Source organism: Kribbella polygonati (assembly GCF_050320105.1).
Lineage (GTDB): Bacteria > Actinomycetota > Actinomycetes > Propionibacteriales > Kribbellaceae > Kribbella.
Map to the genome: position 1 here is coordinate 6,831,260 of NZ_CP190129.1, position 17,811 is coordinate 6,849,070.

Here is a 17,811-nt window from a genome sequence, read left to right on the forward strand (position 1 = left end):
AGACAGTTGTTCCTCGGGCCCACTCGGTCACGGCCGCCCTCGCCATGGCTGGGCCTGTTACCTACGGCGTGGCCACCGGGCATCTTGTGCAAGCGTCCTTTGCTGCCCTTGGCGCTCTCGCGATTCCGTCCGGCCGGCTCTCCGTGGGGCGGTGGTCTCGGCTCGGGGTGCTGTTGACCGGTGCCGCTGCGCTCGGAGCCTTCGTCGGCGGGCGAGGCTGGCTCGCTGTGGTGGTGGTCGTCGGGCTTGCCCTGGTGGCGGCTGTGGGTGGTGGGTTCAGCCGGGAGACGGCGGACGCGGCAGCGCGGTTCGTCACGTTCCTCGTGATGGCGACCGGCTTCGGTGGGGCCGACGGGTGGGAGGTCGCGCGGTGGTTCGCGGTCGGTGTGCTCTGGGCGATCGTGCTGTCACTCGCCCAGCCGTCGACGCCTGAAGCGAGCGCGCCGACGTACCGGCAGCTCTGGCGGCGCTGGCTGCGGAACCTCCGCGCCTTCGACGGCTGGCAGTACGCCGTGCGGCTCGTCCCGCCGCTGGCGGTCGCGCTGACGATCGGCGTGGTCTGGCACCAGGAGAAGTCGTACTGGATCGCACTCGCCGTGGTGATCGTGGTCCGGCGCCGCGGCGGATCGTTGCTCCGGGCAACGCAACGCTGCCTGGGTACCTGCGCCGGCGTACTGCTCGGCGGCGTGCTCGTCCTCTGGGTCCCACCGTCCTGGCTGATCGTCGCGGTGGTCGGCGTACTCGCCGGTCTGCGGCCGTTGCTGAAGGAGCGCAACTACGCCGCGTACGCGACGATCATGACCCCGTTGGTCGTCCTGCTGATGGATCTCGGCCGTACGCCGGAACTCTCGACGGTCGGGTACCGCCTGGCCGACACCGTGATCGGCTGCCTGCTCGCGATCATCCCTACGCTGATGCTGAGGAGGCGTCATGTGGCCTGACCACGCGATCTGGTGGCACCTGTACCCGCTCGGCTTCACCGGGGCCGAGCCCGCCGCGGTGCCGGGCGTCGTGCATCGCCTGCCCCAGGTGGAGAACTGGCTCGAGTACGCGGTCGACCTCGGCTGCTCGGGGCTGCTCCTCGGGCCGGTCTTCGCCTCGGAGACCCATGGGTACGACACGGTCGACCACTTCAGCATCGACCCCCGCCTCGGCGACAACGCCGACTTCGACCGGCTGATCGCCGCCGCGCACGCCCGCGGTCTCCGGGTCGCGCTCGACGGCGTCTTCAACCACGTCGCGCGGTCGTTCACGCACCCGGAGTGGTTCCGCGGTGACGTCTTCGAGGGACATGAGCACCTGCTGGCCTTGGACCACGGCAACCCGGCAGTTGCTGCCTATGTCGGTGATGTCGTCCGGTACTGGAACGACCGCGGCGTCGACGCGTGGCGGCTGGACGCAGCGTACGCCGTACCGCCCGAGTTCTGGCGTTCCGCGCTGCCGCGGGACAAGGACGTCTGGTACTTCGGTGAGGTGATCCACGGCGACTACGCGGCGTACGTCGAGAAGAGCGGGCTCGATTCCGTCACGCAGTACGAGCTGTGGAAGGCGATCTGGAGTTCGTTGAACGACCGCAACTTCTACGAGCTGTCGTATGCGCTCGGGCGGCACAACGCGCTGCTGGAGACCTTCGTGCCGCAGACGTTCGTCGGGAACCACGACGTGACCCGGCTGGCTTCTCGTCTGGAGGACGAGCGCCACCTTGGTCATGCGTTGGCGATCCTGTTCGCGGTCGGCGGCGTACCGAGTGTGTATGCGGGGGACGAGCAGGCGTTCCGCGGCGTCAAGGAGGAGCGCGCCGGCGGGGACGACGCGATCCGGCCGGCGTTCCCCGCCGGTCCGGACGAGCTGGCGCCGTACGGGTGGCCGACGTACCGGCTGCACCAGGAGCTGATCGGCGTACGGCGGCGTCACCCGTGGCTGGTGCGGGCCCGGGCGTCTGTGGAGCATCTGACCAACACCACGATCGCGCTGCGGAGTACGTACGGTGACGAGTGGGTTCTGGTGTTGCTCAACGTGTCGGATCAGGACCAGCAGTTTCCGCTCGCCGACACGCCGGTGGTCCCGGCGAACGGATGGAAATTCTTGACGAGTTCGTAACCTTCGGCCGGGTCGTCCCGTTGTTACTGACGACAGAAGTGAGGCCTTCTCGTCGCCCTGCGTTGGCGATGGGGAACATGGGGGTTTTGTCGATGAACGCACTGTGGGACGAACTGATCCACGAACTGGGCACCGTGCGCGCGCTGAGCGCGGCGGCGCTGGAAGCGCGCTCCGAGACGTCGCGGGTCGCGCTGATCACGCTCCTGGATGCCGAGACCGCGGAGATCTCGGTGATCCTGGACAAGATCCTGCACGCGGAGGCCTCGTCAGCGGCCTAGGAGCTGGTGGAGTGCTTGGCTGAGCGTCTCGGTCGGGTCGTCCGGCTGGTCGAACGCGCGGTAGGCGATGTGCGCGTCCGGGCGGACGAGCAGGCAGCCCGCGTCCGGGATCTCCCTCGTGCGAGCCCAGTCGCCGTACAGGTCCTCGAGCTCGCGGCCGGGCCCGATCACGAGCGGTTCGATCGGAACGCCGAGGTGCTCGGACACCGACCGGGCCGCCTTCACCCAGGCGTCGCCACCGATCCCGGTCAGCAGCGTGAACCGGCCCTTGCCGACCACGTCCAGCGTGCTGACGGTCTCGGACCCGCGGGTCAGCCAGCAGTGCGGGATCCGGGCGCCCGGCCAGGTGGTCGGGTGGTAGTACAACTCGGGATCCTGCGCGTACGACGGCTCCGGCGTGCCGTCCGGGATGACGGCCGACGACGTGTACCGCTGCCCGAGCTCGACACCGTGGGCGTTGAACTCGTAGTCCTTGAGCTCGATCGCCTTGCGCAGCTCCTCGCGCTGCGCGGCGGCGTCCGGAGTGTCGTCCTTGCGGGACTCGATCGTCCACCCGGGCGGGGCGTCCGGCGTCATGCCGAGCGCACGGAAGATCTGGCCGAACTGCGTCCGGCTCTTGTTGGCGCGGTCAACGATCTGCTTGGCGATCGGGACGCGTTCGGCGTCGTAGCTCTCGAGCAGCTGTGGTGAGGCCTGGCCTTTGACGACCAGTGCGAGTTTCCAGGCCAGGTTGTACGCGTCCTGGATCGACGTGTTCGAGCCGAGACCGTTGCTCGGCGGATGACGGTGGATCGCGTCGCCCATGCAGAACACCCTGTTGGCGCTGGCCTTCTCGGCGTACATGTGGTTGACGCTCCAGACCGACGTACCTTTCAGCTTCACGTCGATCGTGTCGTCGCCGACCAGGTTGTGGACGATCTCGGTCGCCATCGCCTCGTCGACCACGGGTGCGGGCTGGGCGATGTCGTAGCCCCAGACGATCAGCCACTCGTTCCACGGGCGGACCATGCGGACCAGGCCGGCGCCGATCCCGCCGATCTGCGCGCCCGGCTGCAGAACCCAGTACAGGACGCTCGGGCGATGCGCGACGTACCGGCTGAGGTCCGCCTCGAACACGATGTTCATCGACCCCTCGATGTCCATCGCGCCGGCCATCGGCAGCCCGATGTCCTGCGCCACCTTGCTCCGCCCGCCGTCCGCGCCGATCAGGTACTTCGCCCGGATCTGGTACGTCGTACCGCTCAGCCGATCCCGTACCGTCGCGGTCACGCCGTCCGCGTCCTGCTCGAGCGTCTCGTACTCCGTGTTGAACCGGAGGCGCGCGCCGCGGGCGGCCGCCGTACTGACGAGGATCGGCTCGAACAGCGTCTGCGGGAGGTCCATCGGCAGGCACGGACTCGCCTCGGTGTAGTCGGCGAGCCGGCGCGGATGCGTACCCCAGGTACGGATCCGGCCGATCTCCTCGCCCGCGAGACTGGTGCAGAACGCGGTCTGGCCCATCAGGTCGTGGGCGGTGCCCTTGCCGGTGACCTCGTCCTCGATGCCCATGTCGCGCATCAGCTCGACCGTGCGCTGGTTGGTGATGTGGGCGCGGGGCGTGTTGGCGGTCCAGCCGTACCGGGTGAGCACGATGTTGTCGACGCCGTACGTCGAGAGGAACAGCGAGGCGGCGCCACCGGCCGGGCCGCTGCCGACGATCAGCACATCGGTGGTGATCATTGCCGAGTCTCCTCGATGGTCGCGAGTACCAGGTCGTAATCGACCGTGTAGTAGGTCTTGCCGTCTTCGTGATGCTCGACGAAGTCCGCGATCAGGGACTGTTTGACGCCGAACACGGCGTCGGTGTGGAGGTATTCGTCGCCGTTGGCGAAGACGTGGGTGATGAGGCGCGCATAACCCGGCGCGGTGACCATGAAGTGGATGTGCGCCGGGCGCATCGGACCGCGACCGCCGGCGCGGAGCAGCTCGCCGACCGGGCCGTCGTCCGGGATCGGATATGCGACCGGCTTCACCGCCCAGAACTTGTAGTTGCCGTCGGCATCAGTTGTCAGGTGTGCGCGGTTCTGGGGGCGGTCGAGGTCCTTCTGTACGTCGTAGAACCCGTCCTCGTCCGCCTGCCAGGTCTCGACCAGTGCGCCGGCGATCGGCTCGCCCTTGGTGTTCAGGACCCGCCCGCTCACCAGACACGGCTGGCCGGGGGCGCCGTTCGAGATGTCGTCACCCAGTTGCACCTCGGGCGATCCCTCGACGAAGAACGGCCCGAAGACGGTCGACTGCGTGGCCTCCTTGGGCTTCCGGTTGCCCAGTCCGACGGTGAGCATCGACAGGCCGAGTACGTCCGCCAGCAGCACGAACTCCTGCCTCGTGCCGGTCGAGATCTGGCCCGTTCTGGTCAGGAACTCGATCGCGGTGAAGTACTCGTCCTCGGTCAGATCCACCTCCCGCGCGAACGCGTGCAGGTGCCGGACCAGCGCGCCCATCACTTCCTTGTAGCGCTCACTTCCACTGCCCGCGAAACTGCCCACGACCGCGTCGGTCAGCTCGTCATCCTGCAGATCCATCCACCCTCCTCAAGGCCGCACACCATCCCAAGCCCGCACCAGAATCTCCCGCACCACCTCGACGTCTGGACCCCCGAACGCCGCAGCCGCCTCATCAACCTGCCCCCGCCCTAACCCCAACTCCCGCAAACTCACAGCCACCCCAGCCCCCTGAAACAAGTCGAACAACTCCCGCGCCAACCCGTCGCCGGTGTCCGTGTCCAATGCGGCTGCGAGGCGCGCCGCACTCCGGGGAACTGTGGGAGCTTTTATGCGGGCCACCTGTGGAAGAACAGCGGCGTGCGTCTCCGCATGCGGCAAGTTGTAGGTCCCACCAAGCAAATGACACAGCTTGTGATGCAGTCCCGTCCCCGCCGTCGCCAGCGCCGAACCCGCCAGACAAGCTCCGTACAAGAGCTCCCCCCGAGCCCCCAGATCCCCAGGCTCCACCAACACCGCCCGCAGCCCCGCACCCAACGCCCGCAACCCCTCGACCGCGATCACCTCGGTCAAAGGATCAGCCTTCGGCGTCCACACCGCCTCAACACAATGGGCGATCGCATTCGCCACACTCGCCGCGGTCACCTTCACCGGCAACCCCCGACTCAACTCCGCGTCGTAAACCACCACCCGCGGCAAAACCCGAGAATCCACCCCCGTCGTCTTGCTCCCACCAGCCGTCTCCCCCCACACCGGCGTCATCTCCGACCCCGCATAGGTAGTAGGCACCGCCACAACCACCACCCCACCACCGGGCACCACCACCCCACCACCGGGCACCACCACCCCACCACCGGGCACCGCGCCCGCACCCCCTCCCGCGCCCGCGCCCCCTCCCGTGCCCGCGCCTCCTCCCGCACCCCCTCCCGCGCCCGGACCCCCTCCCGCGCCCGGACCCCCTCCCGCGCCCGGACCCCCTCCCGCGCCCGGACCCCCTCCCGCGCCGGCGGCGCCGCCGCGCGTGTCGGCTCCACCCCGCGCGCTGGTGAGGGCTACTGCTTTTGCGAGGCCGATGGCTGAGCCGCCGCCGATCGCGACTATTGCGTCGGCGTTCAGGTCTCGGGCGGTAGTGCGGGCGGCATCCGCGAGCTCGGTGGGGACGTGCTGGGCGACCCCGTCGATCCGGCCGGCGAAGCGATCGCCGAGCTGCTGCTGGACGACGTCGGCCGCGGACCGGGCGGAGTTGGTCGCCACGACGAGAACCCGACGTACGCCGAGAGCCGCCACCTCGTCGCCCACCCGCGCCAGCGTGCCCGGCCCGAACACCACCCGGCCCGGCCAGAACGTGTGCACGAACGAGCCCGGTGCGAACTCATCTGGACGAGGCATCGGCTACTCCGCTACGATTTCGCTCAGCGAATAGTTCTTCTTTCAACGAAAAGCAGGTTAGCCGATGCCGGGTGACGCGTCTACAGGAACGTTTCTCCAGGGCCTGGAGCGCGGGCTCGCGGTGATCCGGGCGTTCTCGGCCGCCGCCCCCGCGCTGACCCTCAGCGAAGTGGCCCGCACCGTCGGCATCACGCCCGCGACCGCCCGCCGGATCCTGCTCACGCTGGAAGAACTCGGCTACGTCCGCAGCGACAACCGCCGCTTCTCGCTCACCCCGCGGGTCCTCGCCCTCGGGTGGGCGTACCTGTCCTCCCTGGACCTCGGCGAACTCGCCGGCCCGTTCATGGAGGACCTCTGCCTCAAGACCCGGGAGTCCTGCTCGATCGCGACCCTCGACCTCCCCGACATCGTGTACGTCGCCCGCGTACCCACCACCCGGATCATGACCGTCGCGCTGGGCGTCGGCGCCCGGCTCCCGGCGTACCCGACCTCGATGGGCCGCGTCCTCCTCTCCGGCCTCCCGGACGACGAGCTGACGTCGTACCTCGACTCGCTGCACGCGGAATCGCTCACCGACCGCACCGTGACCGCGGCCGACAAGCTCCGGACCACGATCACGAAGGCGCGCGCCGACGGGTACGCCCTGGTCGACCAGGAACTCGAACTCGGGCTCCGCTCGATCGCCGTCCCGATCCGCAACTCCCGCGGCCGGATCATCGCCGCCCTGAACGTCTCCGCCCACGCCTCCCGCTCGACCGCGACGTCACTCTGCGAGGAGTTCCTGCCGCACCTGCGGGAGGCCGCGGACCAGATCACCACCGCGCTCACCCATCGCGGTCAGCTCTGAAATTTCCGGAAGCCACCCTTCCGGAATCTGGTCTAGCGTTCGAACCATGGACCACACGTTCGCCGGCGAGATCATCGAATGGCGCGGCCCGGCGCCGTACTACTTCGTGACCGTCCCGCCCGAAACCGGCGCCGCCCTGCGAGCCGCGGCCGCGGAGTCCGGCTCGTCGTGGGGCGCGGTCCCGGTCCGCGCCTCGCTCGACGGTGCCGAGTGGACGACCTCGCTGTGGTCGAGGGATGGCGCGTATCTCCTTCCGTTGAAGGACGCAGTACGTAAGCCCGCCGGCCTGGGCGCCGGCGACACGGTGGATCTCCACGTCAGCTTCGAGCCCCGCAAACAAAGGCAACCGCGGCCGCAGCAGCCGCGGAAGCCGGCGGTGCGCGCGGTGGGTTCGCGTGAACCTGTCCTGTCGGAGCAGCTCACCATCGTCCCGGCCAATCAGGCGAAATGGGTCGATCTGCAGGCGATCTTCGGCGAGACCGGCGACCCGGCCCGCTGCTGGTGCCAGCGCTTCCGGATGCTCCCCAAGGAGTCGTGGGCCTCCGAAGGCCCCGACGAACTGGCCGCCCGCCTCCGAGACCAAACCGCGTGCACCAACCCGAACACCACAACCACCACAGGCCTCATCGCCTACCTCAACGAGCCAGGTGGCCTGACCTCGGGCGGCGCCGACTTGGCAGGAGCGGGGTCGCGCGGCGCCGACCCGGCTGGCGTGGGAGTGGCCGGCGCGGACTTGGCTGGTGTGGCTGTGGGCGCCGTGAGCTCGGGTGGGAGAGGCTCGGGTGGGACGGGCTCGCGTGGCGTCGGCTTGGCCGGTGTGGATGTGGGTGTGGGCTCGCGTGGCGACGACTCGGGTGGTGCGGGTTCGGGTGGCGCCGGCTTGGGCGGTTTGGGTTCGGGTGGTGCTGGATTGGGGGGTGGGGACTTGGGGCTTGGGGTGGCGGTGGGGTGGTGTGCGGTGGGGCCGCGGGCGGGGTATGCGCGGTTGGTGCGGGACTTTCGGGTTCCTTGGGTGGGGCGTGACGAGGACAAGGCGGACGGGTCCGTGTGGGCGGTGACTTGTTTTGTGACTCGGCTCGGGTATCGGCGGCGGGGGATCAGCCGGCTGCTGGCGGCGGCTGCGGTTGGGTTCGCTCGGGACCGTGGGGCCCGCGCGATCGAGGGGTATCCGGATCTGGTGGACGGCGGGTTCGTCGGTAGTTTCGCCGCGTTTGCCGACGCCGGTTTCGCCGAGGTGAGCCGGCCCGGCAATCGTCGGGCCGTTATGCGGATCGACTTCTGAGGTCGTCGAGGATCTCGACGTAGTGCGGGTTGGTCATGATGCCGAGCAGGTTCCCGAACGGGTCGACCACCGACGCCGTCCGGAATCCGGTGTTGTTGCCTCGCTCAACGATGTCCTCGTTGATGCTCGCACCCAGCTCGATCAGCCGGGCGAGCGTGCCCTCCAGGTCGTCGACGTGCCAGTACATGATCGCGCCGGCCGCCGCCCCGACCTGATGCGTCGCGTACTTGGCGTCGATGATCCCCAGCTCCGCCTGCAGATCTCCGAGCCGGAACTCCACGTACGCCGGGTCCGCCGCGCTCGGCACCGCGTAGTACGCCTCGACGCCCAGCAGCTTCTCGTACCAGTCCCGCGCCGCCTTCACGTCGGCGGCGTAGAAGCTGACGGTCGCAAGTCCTCGCAACATCGTGGTGGTCCTCTCGCAGGTCTTCCTGGTTGACGACCACCACGATTCCAGCCAAAGTGCTCATCCAGTGAGCACTTTGTTCAGTCGGTCTGGGTGACCTTGCGGAGGCCGCGGGGCGCATCCGGGTCCAGGCCGAGCTTGCGGGCCAGGAGTTCGATGGCGCGCTGGGCCGGGATGACCAGGGCGAGCGGCGCGAGCGTCTCGGGGAGGTCCGGGCCCGCCAGGTTCACGTCGCAGCGGGACGCGAACGTCGGGTCGCCGCCGATGCCGAGGATCTTGCTGCCCTTCTCGCGGACGAGGCCGGCCAGCTCGGTCATGCCGGGCAGTGCGGGGCCTTCGCCGGCCGCGACCAGGATCGTCACCAGGTCGGAGTCGACGACCGCGATCGGGCCGTGCTTGAGGTCGGCGTACGAGAGTCCGCGCACCGGCTGCAGGCAGGTCTCCTCGAGCTTCAGCGCCACCTCGAGTGTCGTGCCGAACGTCAGCCCGCGCCCGCTCGCGAGCACGTCGTGCGCGCCCGCCAGCAGGTCCGCCGCCGCCTCGACCGAACCCGACAGCATCTTGGTCGCCACGTCCGGAACCCGGGCGATGTCCGCGTCCAGCGTCCCCGGCCGCGGCGCCAGCGCATCCACGGCGACGGTGATCGCGGCCAGTTGGGTCGTGTACGTCTTCGTGGCCGGCACGGCGAGCTCCTTGCCGGCCTGGGTGATCAGCGCGACGTCGGCTGTCGACGCCAGCGGGCTGTTGCCGTCGTTCGTGATGCCGACGATCGCGGCACCGTTGCGCTTCGCCCACTCGGCCGTGTCGACGATCTCCTGGGTCGCGCCCGACTGGCTGACCGCGACGACCAATGAGTTCGAGAGGTCGAGGTTCGCGCCGTACAGCGTCGCCACCGACGGCGCGGCCAGCGACGCCTGCCGGCCGGCGTGGATCTCGGTCAGGTAGCGGCCGTACACGCCCGCGTTGTCCGAGGAGCCGCGGGCCACGAAGATCACGTTCCGGCGCCCTGCGGCCAGCCGGGTGATGTCGTGCCGCAGCGGCAGCACATGCTCGAACGTCGCCGCGAGCGCGGCCGGCTGCTCGGCGATCTCGGCCGCCATCCGGGTTTCCTGGGAGGGGACAGACACCACTGCGATCACTGGTCCTATCTGGTCTTAACAGGTATGCTGCGCACGATAGCAGTGAGCGGCGCCCCGGGGCACCCCCGAGGCCCGCCCAGGTCTGGAGGATCGAGATTCCATGGTGGCGACCAAGCGGGCCCAGGTCCGATCGGTGCTGGAACGGCTGATCGATGTCGAGCTGCATCCCGGGGACCCGATCCCCTCCGAGCGCGCCCTGGTGGACAAGCTGAACGTCTCCCGGGTGACCGTCCGGCAGGCGATCAGCGACCTGGTCGAGTCCGGCGCCCTCGAGCGGGTGCACGGCAAGGGGACCTTCGTCACCGGTCCCCAGGTCGACTCCCAGCTGCACCTGACCTCGTTCTCTCGGGAGATGCGGGCCCGCGGGCTCGAGCCCGGGACCGTGGTGCTGTCGGCGAGCGAGATCGAGGCCTCCGACGAGACCGCCAAGGGCCTGCGCGTCGCCAAGGGTACGAAGGTGATCCGGGTCGAGCGGCTCCGGACCGCCGACGCGTCGCCGATGGCCTACGAGGTCGGCTACTACCCGTCCGCGCTCTTCCCCGGCCTGCTCGGCCGCGAGCTCGGCACCCTGTACGACGTCTTCGCGAGCGAGTACGACGTCGTCGTCACCTCCGGTGAGCAGACCGTCCGGGCGGACAACGCCGACGGTCATGTCGCCCGGGTGCTCGGCGTGGCCCGGCGGGCACCCCTGCTGGTCCTCGAGCGCACCACGTTCGCCGGCCGCAAGGTCGTCGAGCTGTCCTGGTCGGCGTACCGCGCCGACCGCTACCGGCTGCACATGGCCCTGACCCCGCGCGGCCCGCGAACCGGGTCCGCCTGACCGGCCCCGGAGCGCCCTCCGCTCCCGGAGGACATCCGGACGCAACGAACTGGACCGATCCTGTTCACCAACTGGTCTGCATCCCTGCCGATCGCTCCCCGGCCACCGGGCCGGTTCGTCAGGTGGGCCGCCGGATCCGACGAAGTACCTGGCGGCAATACTGGAGCCGAACCCACAAGAACTGTGTTGTGAGGAGTACCGCGAGACATGCCTATTGCAACCCCTGAGGTCTACGCCGAGATGCTGGACAAGGCCAAGCAGAACCGCTTCGCCTACCCGGCCATCAATGTCAGCTCCTCGCAGACGCTGAACGCCGCGATCCGCGGTTTCGCCGAGGCGGGCTCGGACGGCATCATCCAGGTCTCCACCGGTGGTGCGGACTACCTGTCCGGCCCGACCGTGAAGAACATGGTGTCCGGCTCCGTGGCGCTGGCCGCCTACGCGCACGAGGTCGCCAAGAACTACCCGGTGAACATCGCGCTGCACACCGACCACTGCCCGAAGGACAAGCTGGACGGCTTCGTCCGGCCGCTGCTGGAGATCTCCGCCGAGCGCGTTGCCCGCGGTGAGAACCCGCTGTTCCAGTCGCACATGTGGGACGGCTCGGCGGTGCCGCTGACCGAGAACCTGGAGATCGCGAAGGAGCTGCTGGCCAAGGCCGCGGCGGCGAAGATCGTCCTGGAGATCGAGGTCGGCGTCGTCGGCGGCGAGGAGGACGGTGTCGCCAACGAGATCAACGAGAAGCTCTACACCACCGTCGAGGACGGCCTGGCCACGGTCGAGGCGCTCGGCACCGGCGAGAACGGGCGCTACCTGACCGCGCTCACCTTCGGCAACGTGCACGGCGTCTACAAGCCGGGTGCGGTCAAGCTGCGCCCGGAGATCCTGGCCGAGATCCAGGACCAGGTCGGTGCCAAGGTCGGCAAGGAGCGCCCGTTCGACCTGGTGTTCCACGGCGGCTCCGGCTCGACACTCGAGGAGATCCGGGCCGCGGTCGACAACGGCGTCATCAAGATGAACGTCGACACCGACACGCAGTACGCGTTCACCCGGCCGGCGGCGGCGCACATGTTCCTGAACTACGACGGTGTGCTGAAGGTCGACGGCGAGGTCGGCAACAAGAAGGCCTACGACCCGCGGGCGTGGGGCAAGGCGGCCGAAGAGGGCATGGCGAAGCGCGTCGGCGAGGCGTGCGAGAACCTCCGCTCCACCGGCACGTCGCTGAACGCCTGACGTTCCAGCAGTTTGTGTGAGCGGGCCCGTCCTGGGGAAATTCCCGGGGTGGGCCCGTCCCATGATCCGAGTGAACAGCATGGAGTGACTCCTCTCGTCATCGCACCCGGGCCAGGTCGAAATGCCGGATGCCGGTACGGCGGGCTGCTCGGGTGAACGTGGTTCGGATGCGGTCGGCCACGGTCGCGGGGTCGTCGAGGTCGGTCCAGGAGATCCAGCAGTGCTCGACGGGTTGCGGCCCGTCGTCGTTCGCCGGCTCGGTCGGTGGGTCCTCGGGATCCTCGCTGCAGAAGGGGAAACGCGGCTCGAACTCGACGACGGTGCGTTCGTCGGGGAACCACAGCGCTTCGGCGGCGGGGTCGTCGGGGTCCGGCTGCTCGGTGTCGGGTGGAGCTGTCGGGCTGGGTGCGGGCAGGCCCGCGTCGGCGAGGATGTGGCGCAGGCGCGACTCGGCGATCGAGGCGGCGCCGGTGAGCTGGTCCAGGACCTTGAGCGCACGCTTGTTGCCGTGGTCAAGAAACGTGATCGCCTGACGTAGCGCGCGGCGATCGACCATGCCCGTGTGGACAGCGGCGTCCGCGAGCACGACCGCGGGAAGGGCCGGCGCGGTCGCCGCCACCTCGACGATCGCGCGAGCCGGCGAGACCAGGCGCAGTGTGTTCCACAGCTGGAGGCCGGGGCCGACGGGATCGCGGATGTGGCGGTGGACGCCGCGCAGCCGGCCGGAGCGACCGTCCGGTGCGGTGATGTGGACACGGGTCAGGTCGAGACCCCAGACAGGTAAGGCGTGTAGGGCTGCTGCCGATTGGTGACTGGCGAAGACGCTGGGGCCGCCCGCGCGGAGGACCCGGTAGGTGCGGCGGAGGTGCAGGGTCTCGTCGGTGACGAGCATGAGGGATCGTCGCGCGGCATACGTCCCGCGGCGGATCCGCCGCCACTGGCCGGATCTCAGCAGTGCGTCGATGTCAGCGTCGGCATATCCGCAGGCACGCGCGTCGGCCCGGGTGAAGACACCACCCCGGATCGACGCCATCACGGCGAGTTGAGCATTCATGCCCAAGAACTTGCCGCGATTCACCCCCTCGCCGACCGCCGACTTTCAAGCTGTGGAGAACTCGTGCCGGACCCACACGTTCGGCTCGACGTACACGCCGCGATCGGCCCGCACGTCGCACTCCACCGGCACCAGCCCACCTGCGACCTCGACCGGTCCGCTGCTGTCGAACGGCAGCCCGGTCCACCGACGCCATTCACCCAACGACCCGGCGATCACCCAGGACGCGGGCGCGACACCGACGACCCGGCCGCCGGCGCGGACGTGGGTGCGGAGCCAAGGGTCGGCGGGTAGGCCGTCAGGTCGTGCGCGGTCGGCGTACTCGCGCATCGGGACGGCAGGCTCGAGGTGTTTGCGGGTCGGCCGGACCGGGGCGTCCAAGGCGATCAGGCCAAGGTCGGCCGCAGCGACGCGCAGGGCGGTGAGGAGAAGCGCGGCGACGCCTTCGCCTTGGAAATCGCGGGCGACGCTGATGTTCAGCGCGCAGGCGACGTCCGGGCGGACGTTGTTGCGGGCATCGGCGAAGGCCCACACCACGGACTGTTCCCAACCACCGGCCGGGAACGAATCGCGGCCGGCGGTCGAGAGCTGGACCGCATGGGCGTCGGCGACCGGGCGGCCGTCGGACGTCGCGACCAGGCAGGTGGACGGGAAGGTGGTGAGCGTCTGCGGGAAGTACGCCTCGGACACCCGGTTGTGCCGCATGAAGGCAGGCCACGGCCCGGCATCGAAGTCGGCGTTGGCCAGATCCGGGCGGTCAGCGACCGTGAAGATCTCGAGTTTGCGGCCCGAGGGGAGGGAAATGGGCATAAAAAATGCTCGTCATGTGGCTATGACGAGCTCGGCGCGGGTTGGTACCCAGGGTTGCCAGAGGAGGGGCATGCCGGCTTCGGACGGGGTCCGGTTGCCTTTGCGCTCGTTGCACGAGGCATGGGCGGCGACGGCGTTCAGCCACTCGGTGCGGCCGCCCCTGGACCTGGGTTGGACGTGGTCCATGGTGTCGGCGTTGTCCAGGCCGCAGTACGCGCAGCGGAACTTGTCCCGCCGGAGGACGCCGTGCTTGCTGTACTTCATCCGGCCGGCCGCGTAGCGCCAGTGCGTCACGACGTACCGGACCAGCCGGAGGACGCGAGGGACCGGAAAAGGGCCGATAGTTCGCTCTCCGTGCGCCTCTTCGACCACTGCGACCTCGCGAACCAGCATCCGGATGGCGTGCTGGATCGAGACGGTGTGCAGCGGTTCGTACGACGCGTTCAGGACTATGACGCTCATCCGGTGCCTCCTTCCGGCCGTAGCTGGGAACCACGGCGGTTTGAGCGAGGGTCTCAAGCATCCGTGGCCGCCGGGTGAACGGTCAACGGATTTCGTCAGACGGTCACGTGCCGGTACGGCTGCGTGATCGGCGAAGATGTACTTATGGAATTGAACAATCTGCTCTCCGGCCCACCCGAGACACTACTACCGGTCGACCCGGCCGCGGCGGAACTCGCCGACGGGGCCGCTCCGGCCGACGTCGCCGCCAAGTACCCGACGTCCTCGCTGGCCTGGGCGGTGCTCGCCGAGGGCGCGCTCGCGGACGGCCGGACCATCGAGGGGTACGCGTACGCGCGGACCGGCTACCACCGGGCGCTCGACCTGCTCCGGCGGAACGGCTGGAAGGGCCACGGCCCGGTCCCGTGGGAGCACGAGCCGAACCGCGGATTCCTCCGCGCGCTGGCGGCGCTGGGCAAGGCCGCGGCGCTGATCGACGAGAAGGACGAGGCCGAGCGGTGCGTCACGTTCCTGCGCGACTCGTCGCCGACCGCCGCCGACGAACTGAGCTGAAACCTGCTTGTGGGGCTGGTTTCCCGGCGGGATGATCGGCCGGGTGACCAGCCCTTACGCGCAGGACGGATTCGCTGCCGGGTTCGACTGGGGGCCGGTCGGCGCCGAGGTTGTTGCCGGGGACATCGTCGCGGTCGTCGATGTGCTGTCGTTCACGACGGCGGTGACGGTCGCGGCCGATCGCGGCATCGACGTGTACCCGTACCGGTGGCGCGACGAGACGGCCGTCGCGTACGCCGAGCATTACGGCGCGACGCTGGCGGTCGGGCGTTCCGAGGCCGGGCCGGACGGGGTGAGCCTGTCGCCGGCGTCGATCCGGCGAGTGACCGGAATCACGAAGCTGGTGCTGCCGTCGCCGAACGGGTCGACGATCGCGAAGCAGTTGAGCGAGAGCGGTGCGACGGTGATCGCGGTGTCGCTGCGTAACCGGCTGGCTGCCGCGGGGTGGGTCCGGAAGCAGGTGGAGAGTGCAGGCGGCAGCCGCCCGCCGAAGGTCGTCGCGATCGCGGCGGGAGAGCGGTGGCGGGACGGGTCCTTGCGGCCGGCTGTCGAGGATCTGTGGGGCGCCGGCGGGTTCCTCGGTGCGCTCGACACCGACGGCCTGTCCCCGGAGGCGCGGGCGGCGGTGGCGGCGTACGAGGTGATCAAGGACGAGCTGCCCGAGAGCCTGCACGAGTGTGCCGGCGGGCGCGAGCTCACGCAGTACGGCTTCGCGGAGGACGTTGCGATCGCGGCCGAGGCCGACACGAGCGAGGTGGTGCCAGTGCTCGTGGACGGTAGACTGTTCCGGTCAACCTGAACCACTCGAGGTTTCTGCCCGTTGACAGTGCCGGCAAGCGGCGAGCGTCCCCGCTGCTTGCCGAACATGGACGCTTCTAGGCGGACGGACAGACCGGCGAAGCTGGACGCCCACGGTCGGGTCCCCGCCCCATCGGGCAGCGGAAGGTCACACCGTGCCGGCTCTCACCGGACGGATCGGCGCGCCCACTTACGCGGAGGTACTGCGGACCCCGGGCGCCTGGAAGTTCTATTTTGCCGCGGCCCCGGCCCGGATCGGGATCGCGATGACCGGCCTCGGCATCGTCTGGCTGGTGCACGGATCGACCGGTTCGTACGCCGCGGCCGGCAGCGTGACCGGTGGCTTCGCCGTCGCCGAGGCGGTCGCCGGACCGCAGGTCGCACGGCTGATCGACCGCTTCGGTCAGACCCGGATGCTGCCGTTCACCCTGCTCGCCCACGCGACGATGATGGCGTTGCTGATCACCCTCACAGTCACCGGCGCACCTCTGTGGTCGCTGGTCGTCACAGGTGTGCTGGCCGGTGGATCGTTGCCGCAAGTTAGCGCCCAGACGGGCGCCCGCTGGGCCTACGCGCTCCGCGAGACCCCATTGCTGTCGTCAGCGTTCGCACTGGAGGCGTTGAGCGTCGGTGTGGCGTTCATGGTCGGCCCTGGGCTGGTCGGCATCGTGAGCTCGTCGGCAACGCCGGCTGTCGGCTCGATGCTCGCTACAGGTCTGCTGCTGGCCGGCGGCTTCCTGCTGGCGATGCAGCGAGGCACGGCACCGCCGCCGACCGTGGCCGGTCAGCACGAAGGCCCGAAGCGCCTGCTGCACAAGCGGTTCGTCGGATTGGTCGGTACGAACGTCGGCATCGGTCTGTTCTTCGGCAGCATGCAGGTGTCCGTAACTGCCTTCGCGGTCTCCCGAGGAGCGCCAGGGCTGGCAGGACCGCTCTACAGCATCACCAGCCTGGTCAGTCTGGTAGCTGGATTCGCCTACGGTGCAAGGCGCTGGCGTACTGCCCCGGAGACGCAATTCGTGATCGCGTTCGTCTGGCTTGCGCTCAGCTGCGTGCCCCTGCTGACAGTGCACACACCACTGGCGGCTGCGCTCGCGTTGTCCCTGCCAGGCTTGGCCATTGCGCCGTTCCAGACGTTGTCAGCGGTTCTGACCGAGTCGGCGGTCGAGCCGGCGATCCTCACGCAGGCCTTCACCTGGATCAACTCGGGTGGCGCGGCCGGCATCGCACTCGGCTCCGCGTTCGCCGGATGGGTCGTCGACGGCCACAGCGCGCAGTACGGATTCCTGGTCGCGTTGGCGGCGGCAACGAGTGCGTTGGGGATGGCGTTGACGGTGAAGCTCAGCGGTAGGTGACCTGGCGTTCGGCGGCGGCGCGTGCGGCGTACTCCGCCGGCGTCAGGCCGATCTGCTGCTTGAACTCCTTGGAGAAGTGCGCCTGGTCGAAGTAGCCGAGCGACGCGGACAGCTCCGCGAGCTCGGCGACCTCGCCCTTGGCCAGCAGCTCCGCGCCGTCGTGCAGCCGGTACCGGCGGAGCACCCACTTCGGGCCGACGCCGACGTAGCGCCGGAACAGCCGCTGCAGGGTGCGGATCGGTACGTCGAAGCGCTCGGTGATCTCGTCCACACGGGCCACCGAGCGGTCGGCGGCCATCGTCGACACGATCTCGCGGACCAGCTCGTACGACGGATCCGGCGGGGCCAGGTGGTCGCGCAGGAACGCCTCGAACACCGCGCGCCGCCGTACGTCGGACTCGGCCTCGAAGACCAGGTCCGCGAGCCGGTCGCCGTCGGGGAAGACCGCGGTCAACGGCAGCACCTCGTCGCGGAACGAGCCCACGTCCAGCCCGGTGACCGCCCCGAACCCGCCGGCCCAGAACTTCACCCCGAACGCCCGCCCGCGGCCCGACAGCTCACGCTCGAACTTCCGCGTGCAGACCCCGTTCACGAACGCCCCGCCCGGCTGCTCGAATGTCACGTTCACGGCCGGGAACGGCAGCACCTCGGCCGTGTACGGCGCCTCCAGGTCCCACTCGACGATCCAGTACCACTCCACGAACCGCCCGGCCTCCGGGCCTGGCGCGAGCCTGCTGAGTGAACGGTGCCGGGCCTGCTCGCGGGGGTGCAGGATGCCCTTCTCACTGTCGGCTGGGTGGGTCAAG

Annotated in this window: 19 protein-coding genes; 10 read left to right on the forward strand and 9 right to left on the reverse strand. The window is 69.5% G+C overall.

From position 1 onward, the window contains the following. The first annotated feature begins 173 nt into the window (after positions 1-173). From ACQHIV_RS32570 to ACQHIV_RS32580, 3 genes are all read left to right on the forward strand, one after another. Complete coding sequence (locus ACQHIV_RS32570) at positions 174-941, forward strand: FUSC family protein (protein WP_427887755.1); 768 nt, start codon at positions 174-176, stop codon at positions 939-941. Then, positions 931-2,100, forward strand: a complete 1,170-nt coding sequence (locus tag ACQHIV_RS32575; protein ID WP_427887757.1) for an alpha-amylase family protein — start codon at positions 931-933, stop codon at positions 2,098-2,100. Before ACQHIV_RS32570 ends, ACQHIV_RS32575 begins: the two co-directional genes overlap by 11 nt. A 92-nt stretch (positions 2,101-2,192) precedes the next feature. After that, positions 2,193-2,378, forward strand: coding sequence for a hypothetical protein (locus tag ACQHIV_RS32580; RefSeq protein WP_380194658.1), 186 nt, complete (start codon positions 2,193-2,195; stop codon positions 2,376-2,378). On the opposite strand, the gene ACQHIV_RS32585 is transcribed toward ACQHIV_RS32580, so the two are convergent. Genes ACQHIV_RS32585 through ACQHIV_RS32595 form a run of 3 tightly spaced genes read right to left on the reverse strand, consistent with a single transcriptional unit; the run spans position 2,367 to position 6,247 of the window. Beyond that, positions 2,367-4,097 (reverse strand): FAD-dependent monooxygenase, encoded by a 1,731-nt coding sequence (locus ACQHIV_RS32585; protein ID WP_427887759.1) that lies wholly within the window; start codon positions 4,095-4,097, stop codon positions 2,367-2,369. The genes ACQHIV_RS32580 and ACQHIV_RS32585 overlap by 12 nt on opposite strands. Further along, positions 4,094-4,939 carry a dioxygenase gene (locus tag ACQHIV_RS32590; RefSeq protein ID WP_427887761.1) on the reverse strand — a complete coding sequence of 282 codons (846 nt, stop codon included), beginning with the start codon at positions 4,937-4,939 and terminating at the stop codon, positions 4,094-4,096. Before ACQHIV_RS32590 ends, ACQHIV_RS32585 begins: the two co-directional genes overlap by 4 nt. A 9-nt stretch (positions 4,940-4,948) precedes the next feature. Next, complete coding sequence (locus ACQHIV_RS32595) at positions 4,949-6,247, reverse strand: maleylacetate reductase (protein WP_427887762.1); 1,299 nt, start codon at positions 6,245-6,247, stop codon at positions 4,949-4,951. Between the two features lie 64 nt (positions 6,248-6,311). On the opposite strand from ACQHIV_RS32595, the gene ACQHIV_RS32600 reads away from it, so the two are divergent. Then, on the forward strand, positions 6,312-7,094 hold the full coding sequence (locus ACQHIV_RS32600; RefSeq protein ID WP_427887763.1) for an IclR family transcriptional regulator domain-containing protein: 783 nt from the start codon (positions 6,312-6,314) through the stop codon (positions 7,092-7,094). 46 nt (positions 7,095-7,140) lie between these two features. Beyond that, the gene (locus ACQHIV_RS32605; protein WP_427887764.1) at positions 7,141-8,376 is read left to right on the forward strand and encodes a DUF1905 domain-containing protein; all 1,236 of its coding nucleotides are present in this window, start codon (positions 7,141-7,143) and stop codon (positions 8,374-8,376) included. On the opposite strand, the gene ACQHIV_RS32610 is transcribed toward ACQHIV_RS32605, so the two are convergent. After that, positions 8,357-8,782 (reverse strand): VOC family protein, encoded by a 426-nt coding sequence (locus ACQHIV_RS32610; protein ID WP_427887766.1) that lies wholly within the window; start codon positions 8,780-8,782, stop codon positions 8,357-8,359. The two genes, ACQHIV_RS32605 and ACQHIV_RS32610, sit on opposite strands and share 20 nt — an antisense overlap. A gap of 80 nt (positions 8,783-8,862) precedes the next feature. Beyond that, positions 8,863-9,882 (reverse strand): SIS domain-containing protein, encoded by a 1,020-nt coding sequence (locus ACQHIV_RS32615; protein WP_427887768.1) that lies wholly within the window; start codon positions 9,880-9,882, stop codon positions 8,863-8,865. Positions 9,883-10,021: 139 nt separating this feature from the next. Here ACQHIV_RS32615 and ACQHIV_RS32620 point away from each other — a divergent pair, with 139 nt between their 5' ends. Together ACQHIV_RS32620 and fbaA are read left to right on the forward strand one after the other, a co-directional pair. Then, positions 10,022-10,741, forward strand: coding sequence for a GntR family transcriptional regulator (locus ACQHIV_RS32620; protein ID WP_130388014.1), 720 nt, complete (start codon positions 10,022-10,024; stop codon positions 10,739-10,741). A 207-nt stretch (positions 10,742-10,948) separates the two neighbouring features. Continuing rightward, complete coding sequence (gene fbaA, locus ACQHIV_RS32625) at positions 10,949-11,974, forward strand: class II fructose-bisphosphate aldolase (RefSeq protein WP_427887770.1); 1,026 nt, start codon at positions 10,949-10,951, stop codon at positions 11,972-11,974. Positions 11,975-12,071: 97 nt separating this feature from the next. Here fbaA and ACQHIV_RS32630 read toward each other — a convergent pair whose 3' ends face one another. From ACQHIV_RS32630 to ACQHIV_RS32640, 3 genes are read right to left on the reverse strand one after another with little or no spacing between them, the layout of a single operon-like run. Continuing rightward, positions 12,072-13,028 carry a type IV toxin-antitoxin system AbiEi family antitoxin domain-containing protein gene (locus ACQHIV_RS32630; protein WP_427887772.1) on the reverse strand — a complete coding sequence of 319 codons (957 nt, stop codon included), beginning with the start codon at positions 13,026-13,028 and terminating at the stop codon, positions 12,072-12,074. A 45-nt stretch (positions 13,029-13,073) separates the two neighbouring features. Next, positions 13,074-13,838, reverse strand: a complete 765-nt coding sequence (locus tag ACQHIV_RS32635) for a GNAT family N-acetyltransferase (RefSeq protein ID WP_427887774.1) — start codon at positions 13,836-13,838, stop codon at positions 13,074-13,076. A 12-nt stretch (positions 13,839-13,850) separates the two neighbouring features. Beyond that, positions 13,851-14,300, reverse strand: a complete 450-nt coding sequence (locus ACQHIV_RS32640) for an HNH endonuclease (protein ID WP_427887776.1) — start codon at positions 14,298-14,300, stop codon at positions 13,851-13,853. A 144-nt stretch (positions 14,301-14,444) separates the two neighbouring features. On the opposite strand from ACQHIV_RS32640, the gene ACQHIV_RS32645 reads away from it, so the two are divergent. The 3 genes from ACQHIV_RS32645 (at position 14,445) to ACQHIV_RS32655 (ending at position 17,005) form a co-directional block, all read left to right on the forward strand. Continuing rightward, a complete protein-coding gene (locus ACQHIV_RS32645; protein WP_427887778.1) occupies positions 14,445-14,852 on the forward strand; it encodes a DUF3151 domain-containing protein in 408 nt (135 codons plus the stop codon). Positions 14,853-14,895: 43 nt separating this feature from the next. After that, positions 14,896-15,651, forward strand: coding sequence for a 2-phosphosulfolactate phosphatase (locus ACQHIV_RS32650; protein WP_427887779.1), 756 nt, complete (start codon positions 14,896-14,898; stop codon positions 15,649-15,651). 154 nt (positions 15,652-15,805) lie between these two features. Further along, positions 15,806-17,005, forward strand: a complete 1,200-nt coding sequence (locus ACQHIV_RS32655; protein ID WP_427887781.1) for an MFS transporter — start codon at positions 15,806-15,808, stop codon at positions 17,003-17,005. Here the strand turns inward: ACQHIV_RS32655 and ACQHIV_RS32660 are convergent. Continuing rightward, entirely contained in the window at positions 16,992-17,810 is an 819-nt protein-coding gene (locus ACQHIV_RS32660; protein WP_427887783.1) for a DUF6597 domain-containing transcriptional factor, read from the reverse strand. The genes ACQHIV_RS32655 and ACQHIV_RS32660 overlap by 14 nt on opposite strands. Position 17,811 lies beyond the last annotated feature (1 nt).